Raw genomic sequence first — 17,196 nt, forward strand, 5'->3', positions numbered from 1 at the left:
GGCTCATCCTGCCCCAACGCCGGGCGGGATGAGCCGCGTTGGACCGAACGTCCCGGTTACGGCGCCACGACGTCCGCCGTGGCCACCGGCTTTCCGCTGACGAACGACTGGTTGGCCGCGAGCCCGGTGACCAGGGCGAGCGCCCCGTCCTCCTCGGTGGCCCGCCGGCGGGAGGCGTCCGAGGCGTCCACGGCCGCCGCTCCGGTGGCCGCCGCCGGATCCACCGGGCCGTCCGCCGGATCCACCGGGCCGTAGAGCACATCGAGCATCCGCTCGTCCCCGCCGCCGTGCCCGGCGTGGTCGAACGCCGGCAGCTCCACCTCCCGCGGCGGCTCCCACAGCGGCCGCAGCACCAGCCGCGGACCGCCCGCGTTGGCCAGGGCCTGGTCGCCGTGGATGGTGCCGCGGCCGGAGGCGGTGCCCAGCAGCGGCGGCTGCCACGCGCTCTCCTCGACCTCCAGCTCCAGCCGGCCCCGGGTGCCGTTGAACATCACCCGGTAGCCCTCCCAGGGGGAGTAGGCGGTCAGGTGGTACGTCATGGTGGCGCCGGTGTCATAGCGGACCAGCAGCGCCATGTCGTCCTCGATGGTGATGTTGTCGCCGAACACATTGCGGTCGCGGTGGTAGCCGTCCGCGCCCTCGGCGTCCAGGTACAGCGAGCGCATCGCGTCGTTCTCGGCGAGCTCCAGCGCGAACGGGTCGTCGCTGGCGGCGGCGGCGCCGTGGGCCCGCTCGTACTCGCGCCGGTAGCCGCTGCGCTCGCCAGCCGCACGGCCGTAGAAGCCGAGCCGGCCGTAGCCGAACACCTCCTCCGGCCGGGCCCCCAGCCACCAGTTGACCAGGTCGAAGTGGTGGCTGGACTTGTGCACCATCAGCCCGCCGCTGTGCTCCTTCTCGCGGTGCCAGCGGCGGAAGTAGTCGGCGCCGTGCCGGGTGTCCAGCAGCCACTCGAAGTGCACCGACAGCACCTCGCCGATGGCGCCGCCGGACAGCTGCCGGTGGACCTCCTCGTGCACCGGGTTGAAGCGGTAGTTGAAGGCGACCGCCAGATGGTTGCCGGTTTCCCGGACCGTTTCCAGGATGCGGCGGCACTTGGCCGCGTCGGTGGTCATCGGCTTCTCGGTGACCACCCGGCAGCCGGCCCGCAGCGCGGGCACGATGTACGCGTCGTGCAGGGCGTCCACACAGGTCACCACCACCTCCTGGATATCGTCCGCGCGCAGCCGCCGCTCGAACTCCGCCGGGCTCCAGGCGGCCGCCTCCGGCTCGCCCGCCTCCTTGAGCAGCCGCTGGTGGTGGGCTATGCGCACCGGGTTCGGATCGCACAGCGCGGCGACCCTCAGCCATGGGCGGCGGGCCAGTGCCTCGGTGAACATCTGGGCCCGGGAGCCGGTGCCCACCACCACGGCCCGGGACGGGGTGCTGCCGACGGTCATGCGTCCTCCAGCGGAAGCAAACGATTCAATCCGAAGTCGATCAACGCCTGCGCAGGATAGGACGATCGGCGGTCCGCCACCACGGGGAGTGCCGCACGGCGCCGGGGCGACCGTACGCGGGGGTGCGCCGGTGAACCCTGTGCAAGGATGAAATGTGTGGACATCACCTCCAGGGTCCCGGCGCGGTGGACGCGTCCGGCCGCTGTCGGCGCCCCTCACAGGTCCCGGGAGGGCGACGGGCCATGACCGATATCCAGGAGTCGCTGCGTGAGGTGATGGGTGCGAGGGCGCACTCGCCGCCTCGCTCGTCGACTATCTGAGCCGGATCACCCTGGGTGCCGTCCAGACCTCGCAGGGACCGGACCTGGAGAAGGTGGCCTACGGGGACACGGATGTGCTCCGCGCCAAGATGTCCACTCTGGAGTTGCTCGGCTACAGTCCGGAGCGGCTCGAGGACATCGTCGTCACGCTGGACACCGAGTACCACCTGATCCGTCCGCTCAGCCAGCGCGTCAGCCAGGGGGTCTTCCTCTATCTGGTGGTCGACCGGGCGCGGGCGGATCTGGACGCCGCGAGGGCGACGATGCGCGATGTGGCCCTTCGGATCGATGTGTGACCGTTCGCCCGACGGGGCTGGTGACGCTCGTCGAGGGGGCGGCGGTGCGTGGGTGAGGCGCCACGTATCGTGCCGATGTGTATCACGGAGCGGGACGGCCACGGATCGTGCGCCGCCAGGCTTCCGGATCGGAGGGGGGTAAATGGTAGGAAGGGTGTGTGATCGGAGTTTTCGGTCGATCTAGGCTTGCCCCACACACCTCCTCCCGGACACGTTTCCGCTCTCTGCTGCGCAGCTTGAGAGCGCGCAGCATCGCCGGGCAGGTTTTCGCTGTCCAAGTGCTGCTCGCGTGCCTGCTCATCGTGGCGGCCACGACGGCGCTCATCCTCCAGGCCCGTATCGACAGCGAGCAGGAGGCCCTCAACCGCGCGACCGCCGTCGCCCAGACCTTCGCCGCCTCCCCGGGCACCGCGTCCGCGATGAGCGCCGAGAATCCGACCACCCTGCTCCAGCCGCGGGCCGAGGCGACCCGTAAGCGAGCGCATCTGGACTTCGTGGTCGTGGCGAACACCCACGGCATCCGCTACACCCACCCCAAGCCGCAGTACATCGGCAAGGAGGTCGTCGCCAACTGGCGGCCGGTGGTGAAGGGCAAGATCGTCACCGAGGCCGTGCAGGGGCCCCTCGGCCGGGAGGTCCAGGCCACCGTCCCGATCCCCAGGGGCGATGGCACCGTGGCCGGTGTGGTGTGTGCCGGAATGACCGCCGCCGATGTGAGCGGCCGGGTCGAGCGCCAGCTGCCGCTGGTCTTCGGCTCCGCCGCCGGCGCGCTCGCGCTCGCCACCGGTGGGACGGCGCTGGTCGGCGGGCGGCTGCGGCGGCAGACGCGGGGGCTCGGCCCCGCCCAGATGACCCGTATGTACGAGCACCACGACGCCGTTCTGCACTCCGTGAAGGAGGGCGTGCTCATCGTCGACGGCCACGGCCGCCTGGTCCTCGCCAACGACGAGGCCGGCCGGCTGCTCGATCTGCCCCCGAACGCCGAGGGCCGCCCCGTCACCGAGCTCGGCATCGAGCCGCGCACCGCCGAGCTGCTCGCCTCGGGCCGGGTCGTCACCGACGAGGTGCATCTGGCCGGGGACCGGCTGCTGGCCGTCAACCAGCGCTCCACCCGATGGGACGGCGGGATGTTCGGAAGCGTCGCCACGCTCCGTGACTCCACCGAACTGCGCGCCCTGTCCGGCAAGGCCGAAGTGGCGGAGCGGCGGCTGCGGCTGCTCTACGAGGCCGGTGCGAAGGTCGGCACCACCCTCGATGTCGTACGGACCGCCGAGGAGCTGACCCGCTTCGCCGTCCCGTGGTTCGCCGACTTCGCCACCGTCGACCTCGTGGACCCCGTGCTGCGCGGCGACGAGCCCGTGGGCAGCGCCATGCGCCGCACCGCCACCTGCGGCATCCGGTCCGACCATCCGCTGTGGCGGGTCGGCAAGATGATCACCTACAGCGGCACCGTGCCCCAGGCGCTGGGCTTCGGCGCGGGCCGGCCGGTGCTCGATGCGGACCTGCGGACCTACGAGGGATGGCAGGAGCAGGACCCCGAACAGGCGGCCAAGATCGTCGAATATGGCATCCACTCGATGATCACCATTCCGCTGCGGGCGCGGGACGTCACCCTGGGCATCGCCACCTTCTGGCGCTCGGAGAAGTCCGAGCCGTTCGACGAGGACGACGTGGCGCTCACCGAGGAGCTGGTCGCGCGCGCCGCGGTCGCCATCGACAACGCCCGCCGCTACACCCGCGAACACGCGATGGCGGCCACCCTCCAGCGCAGCCTGCTGCCCCAGGGCCTGCCCGAACAGGACGCCATGGAGGTGGCCCACCGCTATCTGCCCGCCCGTGCCGGAGTCGGCGGCGACTGGTTCGACGTCATCCCCCTGCCCGGCTCCCGGGTCGCCCTCGTCGTCGGCGATGTCGTCGGCCACGGACTGCACGCCGCCGCCACCATGGGCCGGCTGCGCACCGCCGTGCACAACTTCTCCGCGCTCGACCTGCCGCCCGATGAACTCCTGGCCCATCTCGACGAGCTGGTCAGCCGGTTCGACCAGGACCAGGCCGCCGCGGGCACCGACGCCCCGGGGATCAGCGGCGCCAGCTGTCTGTACGCCATCTACGACCCGGTCTCCGGCCACTGCACGATGGCGAGCGCCGGCCACCCGGGCCCGGCGGTGGTCCTCCCCGACTCCACCGTGACCTTCCCCGACGTCCCCCTCGGCCCGCCGCTGGGCCTGGGTGGCGAGCCCATCGAGACCGTCGAGCTGGAACTGCCCGAGGGCAGCCGGCTGGCCCTGTTCACCGACGGGCTGATCCGGGACCGCGGCCGGGACTTCGACGAGGGGCTCGGCGTGCTGCGCACCACCCTCGCCGGACTGCCCAAGCGCACTCCGGAGGAGACCTGCCAGGCCGTCTTCGACACCATGGCCTCCTCCCACCCCGGCGACGACATCGCCCTCCTCGTGGCCCGCACCCATCTGCTGGACCCCGGGCATGTCGCCGAATGGGAGCTGCCCTCCGACCCCGCCGCGGTGGCCCGCATCCGCAACGAGGCCGCCGAGCAACTGAGCGCATGGGGGCTGGACGAGGTCGGCTTCACCACCGAACTCATCATCAGCGAGCTGATGACCAACGCCATCCGCTACGGATGCCGCCCCAGCCGGGTCCGGTTGCTGCGCGCCCGCACCCTCATCTGCGAGGTGGCGGACGGCTCCAGCACCTCCCCGCATCTGCGCCGCGCCGCCACCACCGACGAAGGTGGCCGAGGGCTCTTCCTGGTGGCCCAGTACGCCCAGCGCTGGGGGACCCGCTACACCCCCAACGGCAAGATCATCTGGGCCGAGCAGCCGCTGACCGACCCGGTGTCGCCGCCGGGCGAATGCACCGGCGACGACCTCCTCGACCAGTGGGCCGACATCCCCGGCTGACCCCGATTGGCGCCGAAGCCCCGTCAGACGACACCCTCATGGCGTAAAGCGCCGCTCACCACAGGCCGTTGGGCCCGGCGGCGCGATGGGCTATGGAGGAATGCGGCATGCGCAAGAGGCTGCGGGAGCGGCTGCGGTACTGGTTCGACGGGACGATGGACCGTGGCACCCCGGCGCTGATCGGGTGGCTGGGGCTGGCCTCATTGGCGTTGATCACCCTGGTCTCCGGGGTGGCGGTCGCCTTCGCCCACCAGGACACCAAGGAGAACGGCGGCTGGCTGGGCATCGTCTGGATGAGCCTGCTGCGCACCCTCGACCCGGGCACGATGGGCGGGGACAGCGGCCGGCCGCTGTTCCTCGTCCTCATGCTCACGGTGACCATCGGCGGCATCTTCATCGTCAGCGCGCTGATCGGTGTGATGACCACCGGCCTGGAGGCCCGGATCCAGCAGCTGCGCAAGGGCACCTCACGGCTGATCGAGCGCCACCACACCATCGTGCTGGGCTGGTCGGAGCAGGTCTTCACGGTGATAGCGGAGCTGGTGGAGGCCAATCAGAGCGAGCGGCGCTCCTGTGTGGTGATCCTCGCCGACCGGGACAAGGTCGACATGGAGGACGAGATCCGGCGTCGCATCCCGGACACCGGGAAGACCCGGGTGGTCTGCCGCTCCGGCAATCCCCTCCAGCGCGGCGACCTGGAGCTGGTGAGCCCGGACAGCGCCAAGTCCATCATGGTGCTCTCGCCCATCGGGGACGACAGCGACATCGACGTCATCAAGTCGCTGTTGCTGCTGAACAGCCGCACCTGGACCGGGACCCGGCCCAATGTGGTGGCCGCCGTGCAGAGTTCGGCGAACATGGCGGCCGCCCGGCTCGCCGCGGGGGACACCGCGCTGGTGATCGACGCCGATGACATCGCGGTCGGGCTGATCGTGCAGTCCCACCGCCAGTCCGGTCTCTCCACCGTCTTCAACGAACTGCTCAGCTTCGTCGGCAACGAGATCTACCCCTGGGACGAGCCCGCACTGACCGGCGCCACCTACGGGGAGTCGCTGAACGCCTTCGAGCTCGGTGTGCCCATCGGCGTGCACCGCGCGGACGGCGAGGTGCTGGTCAACCCGGCCATGGACACCGTCATCGGGCGCGGGGACCGGCTGCTGATGGTCGCGGAGGACGATCTGCTCATCAAGGCCGCGGCCACCCGGCCCCGCATCCTGCGCCCGGCGATGGCCATGGCCGAGTTCCAGCCGCCGGTGCCGGACCGGACGCTGCTGATCGGCTGGAACTCCCGTGCGGAGAAGATCATCGCGCAGCTCGACCTCCTGGTGAAACCCGGGTCGGCGGTGGACATCGCCGCCGCGCGCCCGCCCCGGGAGGAGGCCGGCCGGGAGCTGAAGAACCTCACCGTCGGCTTCAAGTACTGCGAGCCCACCCGCCGTCCGTCGCTGGAGGCGCTCGGGCTGGACGGCTACCGCCACATCGTGGTGCTGACGGACGACGGGATCGACCCCGGACGCGCCGATGACCGCACCCTGGTCACCCTGCTCCACCTGCGCGACATCGAGATCCAGCTCGGCGATCCGTACTCCATCGTCACCGAGATGCACGACGATGCCAACCGCGAGGTCGCGCAGGTCACCAAGGCCGACGACTTCATCGTCTCCACCAAGGTGATCAGCCTGCTGCTGACCCAGCTCACCGAGAACCGCCATCTGTACGCGGTCTTCGCCGACCTCTTCGACCCGCAGGGATCCGAGATCTACCTCAAACCGGCACCCAGCTATCTGATACCGGGCGCGGAGGCCAACTTCGCCACCGTCATCGAGGCCGCCCGCCAGCGCGGGGAGACGGCCATCGGCTACCGGCTGGCCCGGCACAGCGACGAGCCACCGCTCTACGGAGTCCACCTCAACCCGTCCAAGACCGCGCCGCTGACCCTGGAGGAGGGCGATACGGTCGTGGTCCTGGCCGAGGACTAGGGTCCTTCTGACGGATCTCCGTGGAAGGACCCTAACGCGGGCGCGGGGCGTCAGCCGAGCGCGCGATGGGCGCCTGGGGTGTGGCCGAAGGCGCGGCGGAAGACATCGATGAAGGCGCTGCTGGACGCCCAGCCGCAGCGATGGGCCACGGCCGTGACCGGGACGCCCTCGGCCAGCAGCCGCAGGGCGTGGTGCAGCCGCAGCTGGGTGCGCCACTGCGGAAAGGTCATCCCCAGCTCCGCCCCGCACAGCCGGGTCAGGGTGCGCTCGCCGGCCCCGACCGCGGCGCCCAGCTGCCGCAGGGTCCGGTTGTCCGCCGGATCGTCATGGAGGAGGGCGCACACCGCCGCCAGGCGCGGATCCCTGGCGGCGGGTACATGCACCGGCTGCTCGGCACAGTGGCGGAGCTGATCGAGCAGTACGGCCCGCAGCCGGCGGCGTTCGGCGCCGGCGTCCGCCGGCCGCGCGGTGTACTCGATGATCAGCTCGCGCAGCAGCGGGCCGACGCCGAGGACCGCGGGCTGCTCCAGCCGCAGCGGGTTGTCCGCCACCGCCAGCCCCACCAGATGGAGGTCGGTGGCGCCGTACGCGCGGTGCTCATGGACGGTCCCGGCCGGAATCCAGAGCGCCCGGTTGGCGGGCGCGATCCAGCTGCCCGCGTCGGTGGTGACCGCCAGCACCCCGCGCCCCTCGATGAGGGCGGGCAGCAGCGCCTGGGCGAGCAGGAAGGGCACCCGGACATTGTGGTGCAGCATGGCGTCGAAGGAGTCGGCCGAGGTCTGGGCGAGCGGGCTGAAATGTGCCGTGCCCGCGTTGTTGACCAGGGTGTCCACCCGCTCGGTGAGCGCGAGCACCTGACGCGCGGCGGCGGTGGCGGCGCCGGGGTCGGCCAGGTCGACGCGGAGTCCGCGTACGGTGGTGCCGTGTCCGGCCAGGGTGTGGCGGGCCCGCTCCAGCTTGTCCCGGTCATGGGCGAGCAGCACCAAGTCGGCGCCCTCCACCGCGAAGGCGTCCGCGATGGCGTAGCCGAGGCCTTCGCCGGCTCCCGTGATCACCGCGGTGGTGCCGGCGAGGTGGCTCATGCACGGGCTCCCTTCGAGGTGTCGGTCCTGTAGCGGCGGCCTCCCTGAGCGGACGGATCTTGTCCGATTGGATCTTCAGCGTATGTATCCGGACAGATTCTGTCCATTTGATCGTGCGTCGGGTCGCCGTACGACCGGCTCCGATGGCACTTCCGTACCGCACACTGGGGTGTCATGGAGCTGCAGATCACCGCCACGTCGCCCGAGCATCCGGCGTCCCTGCTCGATCTGCCGTGGAACATCCCGCTGGAGGAGTGGCCGGAGGAGCATCTGGTCGCGCTGGACCGGGGCATCTCCCGCCATGTCGTGCGCTTCGCGCGGGCGGGCGGCGAGATCGTGGCGGTCAAGGAGGTCGGCGAGTGGGCGGCGGTGCGGGAGTACGGGCTGCTGCGCGATCTGGACCGGCTCGCGGTCCCCGCGGTGGACGCGCTCGCGGTGGTGACCGGGCGCACCGACGAGCACGGCGATCCGCTGGAACCGGCGCTGATCACCCGCCATCTGGCGGGGTCGCAGCCGTACCGGTCGATGTTCCAGACGACCATGCGGCCCAGCACCATCAGACGGCTGCTCGACGCGCTCGCCGTGCTGCTGGTGCGGTTGCATCTGGCCGGGTTCGCCTGGGGCGACTGCTCGCTGTCCAACACCCTCTTCCGGCGCGACGCGGGCGCGTACGCCGCCTATCTGGTGGACGCCGAGACCGGGCAGATCCAGCCGAGGCTCACCAGCGGACAGCGGGAGTACGACGTCGAGGTGGCACGGGTGAACATCGCGGGCGAGCTGATGGACCTGGAGGCCAGCGGCTCCCTGCACCCCTCGGTCGACCCGGTGCTCTTCGGCCAGGCCATCGTCGAGCGCTACTGCGACCTGTGGCATGAGCTGACCCGTCAGTCGGTCTATCCGCTCGCCCAACGCCACGCCATCGACCAGCGCGTCCGCCGCCTGAACGACCTCGGGTTCGACGTGGCGGAGATGCAGATCGAGCGCTCGCCCGACGGCGACAACGTCACCTTCCTGCCCAAGGTCGTGGACGCGGGCCACCACCAGCGGCAGTTGCTGCGGCTGACCGGGCTCGACGCGGAGGAGAACCAGGCCCGCAGCCTCCTGAACGACCTGGAGACCTGGATGGCCACCCAGGACGACTACGCGCCCGGCGATCCGCTCGGCGCCCGCCCGGAGGTGCTCGCCCACCGGTGGGTCCGCGATGTCTTCCGGCCCACCGTGCGGACCGTGCCCAAGGATCTGCGCGGTCCCGCCGACACCGCGCAGATCTACTACGAACTGCTCGAACACCGCTGGCTGTTGTCCGAGCGGACCGGCCGGGACGTGGGCCTGGACGCCACCGTCGAGGACTACATACGGACCGTCCTGGCGGACCGGCCGCACGGCTGACCCCCCGCGCCCCCGGGCTCGGCCACCTCGGACCGGCCGGGCCGCCGTGGGTCCCGCGGCGCCGCCCGCACACCTCTGCCAGGCCCTGCCCGCCGAAGGCCTGCCGGACCGGGCCCGGGCGCTGGCCCGCTGTTCACCAACCGGCGCATCGCCGCGCCCAAGGCAGCCGCCATCGGACTGGTGAGCCGGGTCGTCGCCGCCGACCGGCTCGACAATGAGGCCCTGCGGGTGGTGCGGGCACTGCGGGACGGGCCCACCGCGGCTTTGCGCGCGTCCGCCGGGTCGTCGCCGCGGCCTGGCCGAATGGCCCGCCCATCGTGGCCGCCCGGGGGCGGGGCGGGCTATCCCGCGGCGGCTGGCCGCGGCGGGAGCTCGAAGCGCAGCAGGGCCCCGGTCAGATGGGTGCGCAGCTCCGTCTCCGGCTCGATATGGCGGATCTCGCCCCCGTCGTCGATGACGGTTTCGGCCAGCGCATCGATGATGTCGGGGACCTCGCTCAGCGGATCGCCGCACAGCGGACAGCTCTCGCCCGAGCGCGCGAGGAGCCCGTCCCGGTCACAGACGACCCCGGGGGCGGCCGCCTCCTCGTCCGCCGCCAGTGTGCCGACCGCGGCCAGCGACGCCGCCCACAGCGTCTCGTCCAGCCCCACGGCGCTGGGCGGCCGCCCGGCCGCCTTGGCCTCCAGGATGTCGCCCACGAGCTGCCGTTGTTTCTGGTGGGCGTGGTCGGAGACGATCTTCTGCACCCGGTTCCTGATGTCCGCGGGGGCCGCGGTCTCACGGTCGACGGTGAAGTCGCCGATCAGCCGCTCCCGCAGGTCACGGGGGAGGAACTGAAGGAAATTCGGCACCTCGTGGGAGTGCCCGCCGACCACGAGCACATCGAAGGCCCGCTTTCCGAACAGCTGCTTGAGCTCGCCGATGAGCTTCCGGAAGTGGCGCTTGCTCAGCTCATCGGCCTTGTTGCGGACCCTGTCCTCGGCGAGCCCCGCGGCGTAGTTGGGCTTGCGCAGCGTACGATCGCGGATCGTCTCCAGCTCCCGGGCCTGGTCGAGGTAGTGCTCCCAGATCTGGCCGGTCCCCCGGTCCACGATGACGGCGCAGGCGCGGTCGTACTCATCCAGCACGGCCAGCATGGGGCGGACGTACGGATCGGAATCCACCACGATGCGCTCGCGGGTGGGGCGGGGCAGCCACACCTCCTCGTACACATCCTTGCCGCTACAGGCGAAGACGGCGACGGCGCCGGGCTGGTGCGGCTCGAAGGCCAGCGACTTCTCCAGCTTCACGATGTCCTCGCGGAGCGAGAGCCGCGCGGCATGATCGAGCGAGCTGTCCAGTGAGAGCGGCCGGACGCCGTCCAGCAGACTGGCCACCCGGGTCATGAATGTGCTGCGGCCGGGCTGCTCGGGCGGCACGGGGACGTAGAGGGACACACACGGAAGGCCGTTCCCCCTCAACCGCAGGACCCGGTCGACCTGTTCTTGCGTGATCATGGCCGCTCCTCGCCGTGACGGTGAGCCTCACTGCGCCTCATTCCAGGTAACGCGGTGGTCGCGGAAGAGGCAAACGCAACCCGGGGATCGACTCACAACCGAGTTCAGGTTGGGGCTACGCTCAGAGGAATGGGACACGGTGTGGCCGCGATTCCCCGGGGGCTTCCGTACGGATTGAATTGAACTCGTGTCGGTTCCTGGTCGGCGACACCATCTCGGCACGATGGAGCGGCCGCTCGGGGACAACACCGCCGTCGCCGGTACGGACGATGCGCGGGAGAACCTCCGCCGGGCCGTGGAGGCGCATATCCGCTGGCACGTCCGGTATCGGCTGGAGGCGTTCGACGGCAACCGCGAGATCGGCGGCCTGGAAGAACCCGGCCAGGAGCGGGGTCGCGCCGCCGTGGCGCCTACGAGCGCGGGTTCCGCGAACCACCTACGGCGATATCGCCCCGCGCGTCATCGGGTCGGCCACCCCGTGACCCCGGCCGGGCGGGTGTTCAGGACTTCTTGGTCAGCACGTCCCGGATCGACGCGATCACCCGCGGCGCCTGGTCGTTGAGGTAGAAGTGGCCGCCGGGGTAGACCTGGAGATCGAAGCCACCGGTGGTGTGCTCGCCCCAGGCACGGGCCTCCTCCACGCTCGCCTTGGGGTCGTCGTCCCCCACATGCGCGTGGATGGGCGTCGCCAACTGCGGGCCCGGGGTGTAGCGATAGGTCTCGGCCGCCTTGTAGTCGCTGCGGATCGCGGGCAGCACCATCCGGAGGATCTCGTCGTCGCCGAGGAGCGAGGTGTCGGTGCCGCTCAGGGCCTTCATCTCGGTGATCAGCCCGTCGTCGTCGCGGAGGTGGACGGACTCGTCACGGTGGCAGGACGGGGCGCGCCGCCCCGAGGCGAAAAGCGCCACCGGCTGCACGCCCTTCTGCTCCAGGCGCAGGGCGATCTCGAAGCTCAGCGTGGCGCCCATGCTGTGGCCGAAAAGCGCCACCGGCTTGTCCGTATAGGGCAGCAATTCGGGCACCAGCGCGTCGGCCAGTTCGGCGATGCTGTCCACGCACTTCTCGTTGCGCCGGTCCTGGCGCCCCGGGTACTGCACGGCGAGCACGTCTATCGTGGGCGAGAGGGCCTTGGAGACGGGGAAGTAGTAGGAGGCGGACCCGCCGGCGTGGGGCAGGCAGACGAGTCGCGTCGTCGCTGCCGGCGCGGGGTGGAACTGCCTGATCCACAGGCTTGTGCCGGTGGGGTTTGCGGTCACGTGGTGTCCTTTCGCGCCGCTCGCTCTGCGGCGGCTGTCCGGTGGCTGTCGCGCGCGTGCCTCGGGTCGCGCGCAGACCAGTAGACCACCCTGCCCGTCCCATCCGACCTGCGGCCACCCCTATTTCGGCCGGGAGTCCCCTAGTATTTCCCTCGTGTCGGTCATGTGCGGGAGACGGTGAGTCCGCCCCGTTCGGCCGTCCGCAGCGCCAGCGCCGCCAGCGCCTCGGGAGCCCCGGCCTGACCGCGGATTCCCGGGAAGGCGTTGATGTCCACGATCAGTGGGGCGCCGCCACCCGAGTCGATCAGATCCACGCCGTAGACGTCCAGCGAGAACACCGAACCGACCCGGAGCACCGGATCCAGCCAGCCCGGTGGCAGCGCGTCCAGGGCCAGCGGCAGGTTCGGACCGCGGCCACCGGCCGCCAGCTCCGACCGGCGCAGCGCGGCGAACACCCGGCCCGCGACCACCCACAGCTTGTGGTCCCAGCCGTCGTTCGGAACGAAGTCCTGCACCACCACGGGCTCATCCGCCCAGTCCTCGGTCAGGGCACGAAGATATGCGGCATCGTCCACGCGGGCCACCAGATCATGGCGGCGGCTGTGACGGCTCTTGACGACGACGGGACGACGGAGCGGCTCCGCCGCCAGTCCGGCGAGGGAGGCCACGGTACGGGTGGGGGCGAACGGCAGACCGGCGCGGAGCGCCCGTTCGGCCATCGCCGTCCGGTCCTGGCACCACGCGGTGGCCGCGGCGGAGTTCACCACCGGGGCGCCACGCCGCTCCAGGGACACCGCGAGCGCCAGCGCGGGCGGTGTCCGGGCCTTCAGCAGATACACATCGGCGAGCTCCCCGGGGGAGGCCGGGTCCCGCGTCTGCGTTCCGTAGTGGCCACGCGGGTCGAGCGCCACCACCTCATGGCGAGGGGCCAGCAGAGCCGTGGCGTCGGCGAGGAGTTGATGGCCGGGGTCGGCGGTGATCAGGCCGATCCTCATCGGCCGCCGCTCACCGTGGCGGTCATCCGGCTCGTGGCCGTGGGCGGCTCCGGAGTGTGCACCGCCGGCTCGGCTCCGGTGAGGGCGCCGACGAGCTCGGGCCCGGACCGGCCACCACCGCCGCGCGCCAACTCCAGTACCACGCGCCCCACCCGGGCGGCCGCGTCCGGCACCTCCTTGAAGCTGGGGAAGTCGTTCACATCGACGACCACCGGTCCGTCCGGGCCCAGCAGCACATCCACCCCGTACAGATCGAGGCCGTAGACCACGCCGACCTCGGCGGCGATGGCCGCCACTTCGGCGGACAGCGGTACCCGCCGGCCGCGTGCGCCCCCCTCGGGGCCGAGCGGCGACCCCCGCTCGGTGGCGTACAACTCCCCGCCGACGCAGTACACCTTGAGGTCGATGCCCGAATTCGGCACATACGGCTGGGCGATGAGCATGCCCTCCGCCGCCAGCTCGGCGCGCAGCGCCCTGAGCCGGTCCGGGGTCGGCACCAGCCGCACGGCCCGCCCCGAGCTGCCGTCCGCGGGCTTGACCACCAGCGGGAACTCGGCCTCCGGTATCTCCTCCAGCGCCTCGGGCCGGGCCGCCGCGTAGGTGGGCGGCATCGGCAGGCCACGGCTGCGCCCGATGGCGGCCGCCAGGGCCTTGTCCCGTACGCCGCGGATGGAGCGGGCGTCGTTGACGGTGGTCAGCCCGACCGCCGCCGCGGCCTCCAGCAGCATCAGCCCGGGGCCTCCGGACACCGTCTTGAGCACCCAGGCGTCATGGCTGCCCGCCCGCACCGCGTCGGACATCCGCATCAGGGAACGACCCGGCCGGACCACATCCACCTGGTGGCCCCAGGCGGAGAGCTGACGGATCACCTCACGCGGCATGCCGTCATGGCGATAGCGCTCCTCCACCAGAAAGCAGAGTCTCATGGGTCTTCTTCCTCGTCACCGGACAGGTTCCCGGGCTGCTGCCGAGAGTGTCCGGCGAGCCATGGCTCCTCAGGATGTCATCCGCCGTTCTTTTACGATCTCCTGGGCCAACCCATGGCCGTCAGTGGCCTGTTCATCGGCCCCTGATGAGGCCTGTTTATCGAGCTAAGTTTGCTTTAGTCTGCTGAATATGACGCTGACGCGCAGGGAGCGGGAGATACTCGCGCTGCTGCGACGGGACCCGCTGGCCGGGACCCAGTCCATCGCCGACGCCCTCGGGACCACGCGGGCCGCGGTCAATGTGCATCTGTCCAACCTGGGCAAGAAGGGCGCCATCCTGGGGCGCGGCTACATCCTGCGCCAGGAGCACGCGGTGGTGGTCATCGGCGGGGCCAATGTGGACATCAAGGTGTGCAGCCTCGCCCCCGTGGCGTACCGCACCAGCAATCCCGGGCGGTCCCACACCAGCCCCGGCGGGGTGGCCCGCAACATCGCCGAGAACCTCGCCCGGCTGGGCACCCCCACCCATCTCATCGCCGCCGTGGGGCAGGACGCGGCGGGGGAGCGGCTGCTGAGCGAGACCCAGGCCGCCGGGGTGCGCATCGAGCAGGTGCACCGCGGCCCGCATCCCACCGGCACCTATACGGCGGTGCTGGACGCCGACGGCGATCTGGTCGTGGCCATCGCCGACATGGCCGCCACCGACGCGCTGGCCCCCGAGCACCTCCACACCGCGCGGGAACTCATCGGCAACGCCGGTCTGCTGGTGCTGGACGGGAACCTCTCCGCGCGGGTGCTCTCCTACGTCCTGGACATCGCCTCCGCCACCGGTGTCCAGACGCTGATCGACCCGGTGAGCGTCCCCAAGGCGGCGCTGCTGGCCCCGCTGTTCGCCGCCGGGCGGCCGGTCTTCGCCGTCACGCCCAATGTGGCGGAGCTGGGCGCGCTGGCCGGGCGGGACCTCGACGGGGCCACGGACGCGGACGACCCGGAGCTGCTCGGGGCGGTGGCTGCCCTCCACGAGCGCGGGGTGCGGCATGTGTGGGTGCGGCTCGGTGCGCGCGGCTCCCTGCTGAGCACCCTCGACGAGGGCCGGGTGCCGCTGGAGGCGCCACCGGCCGAGGTGCGGGACGTCACCGGGGCCGGTGACGCGATGCTCGGCGCGTTCGCCCACGCCCTGCTCGGTGGCGCCGACCCGGTGGACGCCGCCCGCTACGGCCACGCCGCCGCCGCGCTGACGGTGGCCACCCCCGCCACCGTACGACCCGACCTGACCCCGCGTCTGATCGAGGACGCGCTCGACGCCCCGCTGCGGAGGACCACATGACCACGCCCCACCCCCGGCTGACCCTCACCGAGGAGGTCGCGGAGGCCCTGCTCGACGGCCGTCCCGTGGTCGCGCTGGAGTCCACCATCATCAGCCACGGCATGCCGTATCCGCAGAACGTCGAGATGGCCACCGAGGTCGAGGAGATCATCCGCGCCGGGGGTGCGGTCCCCGCCACCATCGCCGTCCTCCACGGCAGGCCGCGCGCCGGTCTGGAGCGGGCCGATCTGGAGCTGCTCGCCACCAGCCCCGAGGTGGGCAAGGTCAGCGTGCGCGACCTCGCCCATGTCATCGCGCGCGGCGGCCATGGCGCCACCACCGTGGCGTCCACCATGAGGCTCGCCGCGCTCGCCGGGATCCGGGTCTTCGTCACCGGTGGCATCGGCGGAGTGCACCGGGGAGCGGAGCGGTCCTTCGACATCAGCGCCGATCTCACCGAGCTCGCCACCACCCCGGTGGCTGTCATCAGCGCCGGGGTCAAGAGCATCCTCGACATCGGGTTGACCCTGGAGAAGCTGGAGACCCTGGGCATTCCGGTGCTCACCTACGGCACCGACGACTTCCCCGCCTTCTACTCCCGGGTGAGCGGCTTCCGCTCCCCGCTGCGCGTCGACTCACCCGAGGAGATCGCCGCCACCATGCGCGCCCAGTGGGAGCTGGGCATGACGGCGGGGCTGAGCATCGCCAACCCGGTCCCCGAGGCCGAGGAGATCCCCGCCGAGCGGATGGACGGCGTCATCGAGCGCGCCCTCGCCGAGATGGCGGAGGCGGGGATCGGCGGCAAGGACGCGACCCCGTATCTGCTGGGCCGGATCGTGGAGTTGACGGAGGGGGAGAGCCTGCGGACCAATATCGCCCTGGTCAAGAACAACGCGCGCCTCGGGGCCCGGATCGCCGTCCACTACGCCGCCGGGGCGGAGGGCGGGTCGTAACGCGCCGGCCTCGAGGGCCCGATATTCGATTGCCGCCGGAGGGGCCCGGTGCTGGGGTGGGCGCATGGACCGTGATGTGGTGCGTGAGCTGTACGACCGGGAGATGAGACAGGGTGCGCGGGCCGACGGCCCCGGCGTCCGGGTCGAGCGTGTGGGCGCGGTGGTGCGGCAGACCGGCGGCCGCGACGACTGGAACGGCGTCCTGTGGTCGGATCTGGACGACGCCACCGCCGATGCGGCGATCGCCGCGCAGATACGGCACTTCGGGGGCGCGGACCGCGCGTTCGAGTGGAAGCTGTACGCGCACGACCGCCCCGGCGACCTCGGCGAACGGCTCCGGGCCGACGGATTCGCCCCCGAGCCCGAGGAGACCCTGATGGTCGCCCAGGTGGCGGAGCTGGACACCGCCGTCGAACCGCCCCAGGGCATCCGGCTGCTCCCGGTGACCGACGCGGCCGGTGTGGAACGGGTGGTGCGCGTCCACGAGCGGGCGTTCGGCGACGACGGCGCCGCTCTCCGGCACCGGCTCCTCGCCCAGCTCGCCGAGGAGCCGGACACGGCCGTCGCGGTGGTGGCCATGGACGGTGACCGGCCGGTCAGCGCGGCGCGGATGGAGCTGCCGCCGGGGGTGCCGTTCGCCGGGCTCTGGGGCGGGGGCACCGTGCCGGAGTGGCGGGGCCGGGGCGTCTACCGCGCCCTGGTCGCGTTCCGGGCCCGTATCGCCGCCGACCGCGGCTATCGCTATCTCCAGGTGGACGCGTCCAGCCTGAGCCGCCCGATCCTGCTCCGGCTCGGCTTCGTGCCGCTGACCACCACCACGCCATACGTGTACCGGGGCTGATGA

General features: G+C 71.7%; 13 protein-coding genes. 7 read left to right on the forward strand and 6 right to left on the reverse strand.

The annotated features are described in order from the left end of the window. Nucleotides 1-56 precede the first annotated feature (56 nt). Nucleotides 57-1,436 (reverse strand): Gfo/Idh/MocA family protein, encoded by a 1,380-nt coding sequence (locus tag ACFXB5_RS32680; RefSeq protein ID WP_385214649.1) that lies wholly within the window; start codon nt 1,434-1,436, stop codon nt 57-59. 373 nt (nt 1,437-1,809) lie between these two features. Here ACFXB5_RS32680 and ACFXB5_RS32685 point away from each other — a divergent pair, with 373 nt between their 5' ends. The 3 genes from ACFXB5_RS32685 (at nt 1,810) to ACFXB5_RS32695 (ending at nt 6,949) form a co-directional block, all read left to right on the forward strand. Beyond that, nucleotides 1,810-2,052, forward strand: coding sequence for a hypothetical protein (locus tag ACFXB5_RS32685; RefSeq protein ID WP_385214652.1), 243 nt, complete (start codon nt 1,810-1,812; stop codon nt 2,050-2,052). Between the two features lie 227 nt (nt 2,053-2,279). Beyond that, complete coding sequence (locus ACFXB5_RS32690) at nt 2,280-4,970, forward strand: SpoIIE family protein phosphatase (protein WP_385214715.1); 2,691 nt, start codon at nt 2,280-2,282, stop codon at nt 4,968-4,970. A 107-nt stretch (nt 4,971-5,077) separates the two neighbouring features. Then, nucleotides 5,078-6,949 carry a potassium transporter TrkA gene (locus ACFXB5_RS32695; RefSeq protein WP_385214655.1) on the forward strand — a complete coding sequence of 624 codons (1,872 nt, stop codon included), beginning with the start codon at nt 5,078-5,080 and terminating at the stop codon, nt 6,947-6,949. Nucleotides 6,950-6,999: 50 nt separating this feature from the next. Here the strand turns inward: ACFXB5_RS32695 and ACFXB5_RS32700 are convergent, their stop codons facing one another. After that, nucleotides 7,000-8,031 (reverse strand): SDR family NAD(P)-dependent oxidoreductase, encoded by a 1,032-nt coding sequence (locus tag ACFXB5_RS32700; RefSeq protein ID WP_385214658.1) that lies wholly within the window; start codon nt 8,029-8,031, stop codon nt 7,000-7,002. A 174-nt stretch (nt 8,032-8,205) separates the two neighbouring features. Between ACFXB5_RS32700 and ACFXB5_RS32705 the strand changes: the two genes are divergently transcribed. After that, nucleotides 8,206-9,420 (forward strand): DUF4032 domain-containing protein, encoded by a 1,215-nt coding sequence (locus tag ACFXB5_RS32705; RefSeq protein ID WP_385214661.1) that lies wholly within the window; start codon nt 8,206-8,208, stop codon nt 9,418-9,420. A 341-nt stretch (nt 9,421-9,761) separates the two neighbouring features. Here ACFXB5_RS32705 and ACFXB5_RS32710 read toward each other — a convergent pair whose 3' ends face one another. From ACFXB5_RS32710 to ACFXB5_RS32725, 4 genes are all read right to left on the reverse strand, one after another. After that, nucleotides 9,762-10,916 (reverse strand): hypothetical protein, encoded by a 1,155-nt coding sequence (locus tag ACFXB5_RS32710; protein ID WP_385214664.1) that lies wholly within the window; start codon nt 10,914-10,916, stop codon nt 9,762-9,764. Between the two features lie 500 nt (nt 10,917-11,416). Then, on the reverse strand, nt 11,417-12,172 hold the full coding sequence (locus tag ACFXB5_RS32715) for a thioesterase II family protein (protein ID WP_385214666.1): 756 nt from the start codon (nt 12,170-12,172) through the stop codon (nt 11,417-11,419). A 161-nt stretch (nt 12,173-12,333) separates the two neighbouring features. After that, on the reverse strand, nt 12,334-13,167 hold the full coding sequence (locus ACFXB5_RS32720; RefSeq protein WP_385214668.1) for a RimK family alpha-L-glutamate ligase: 834 nt from the start codon (nt 13,165-13,167) through the stop codon (nt 12,334-12,336). Continuing rightward, on the reverse strand, nt 13,164-14,093 hold the full coding sequence (locus tag ACFXB5_RS32725; RefSeq protein WP_385214671.1) for a RimK family alpha-L-glutamate ligase: 930 nt from the start codon (nt 14,091-14,093) through the stop codon (nt 13,164-13,166). The genes ACFXB5_RS32720 and ACFXB5_RS32725 overlap by 4 nt, the downstream gene beginning before the upstream one ends. A gap of 190 nt (nt 14,094-14,283) precedes the next feature. Between ACFXB5_RS32725 and ACFXB5_RS32730 the strand changes: the two genes are divergently transcribed. The 3 genes from ACFXB5_RS32730 to ACFXB5_RS32740 all read left to right on the forward strand — a co-directional run bounded on the left by ACFXB5_RS32730 (nt 14,284) and on the right by ACFXB5_RS32740 (nt 17,193). Beyond that, a complete protein-coding gene (locus ACFXB5_RS32730; RefSeq protein ID WP_385214674.1) occupies nt 14,284-15,420 on the forward strand; it encodes a PfkB family carbohydrate kinase in 1,137 nt (378 codons plus the stop codon). Next, entirely contained in the window at nt 15,417-16,352 is a 936-nt protein-coding gene (locus ACFXB5_RS32735; protein ID WP_385214677.1) for a pseudouridine-5'-phosphate glycosidase, read from the forward strand. Before ACFXB5_RS32730 ends, ACFXB5_RS32735 begins: the two co-directional genes overlap by 4 nt. A 64-nt stretch (nt 16,353-16,416) precedes the next feature. Next, nucleotides 16,417-17,193, forward strand: coding sequence for a GNAT family N-acetyltransferase (locus ACFXB5_RS32740; RefSeq protein WP_385214680.1), 777 nt, complete (start codon nt 16,417-16,419; stop codon nt 17,191-17,193). Nucleotides 17,194-17,196: the final 3 nt, after the last annotated feature.

This window comes from Streptomyces sp. NPDC059455, from assembly GCF_042750115.1.
Taxonomy (GTDB): Bacteria; Actinomycetota; Actinomycetes; order Streptomycetales; family Streptomycetaceae; genus Streptomyces; species Streptomyces endocoffeicus.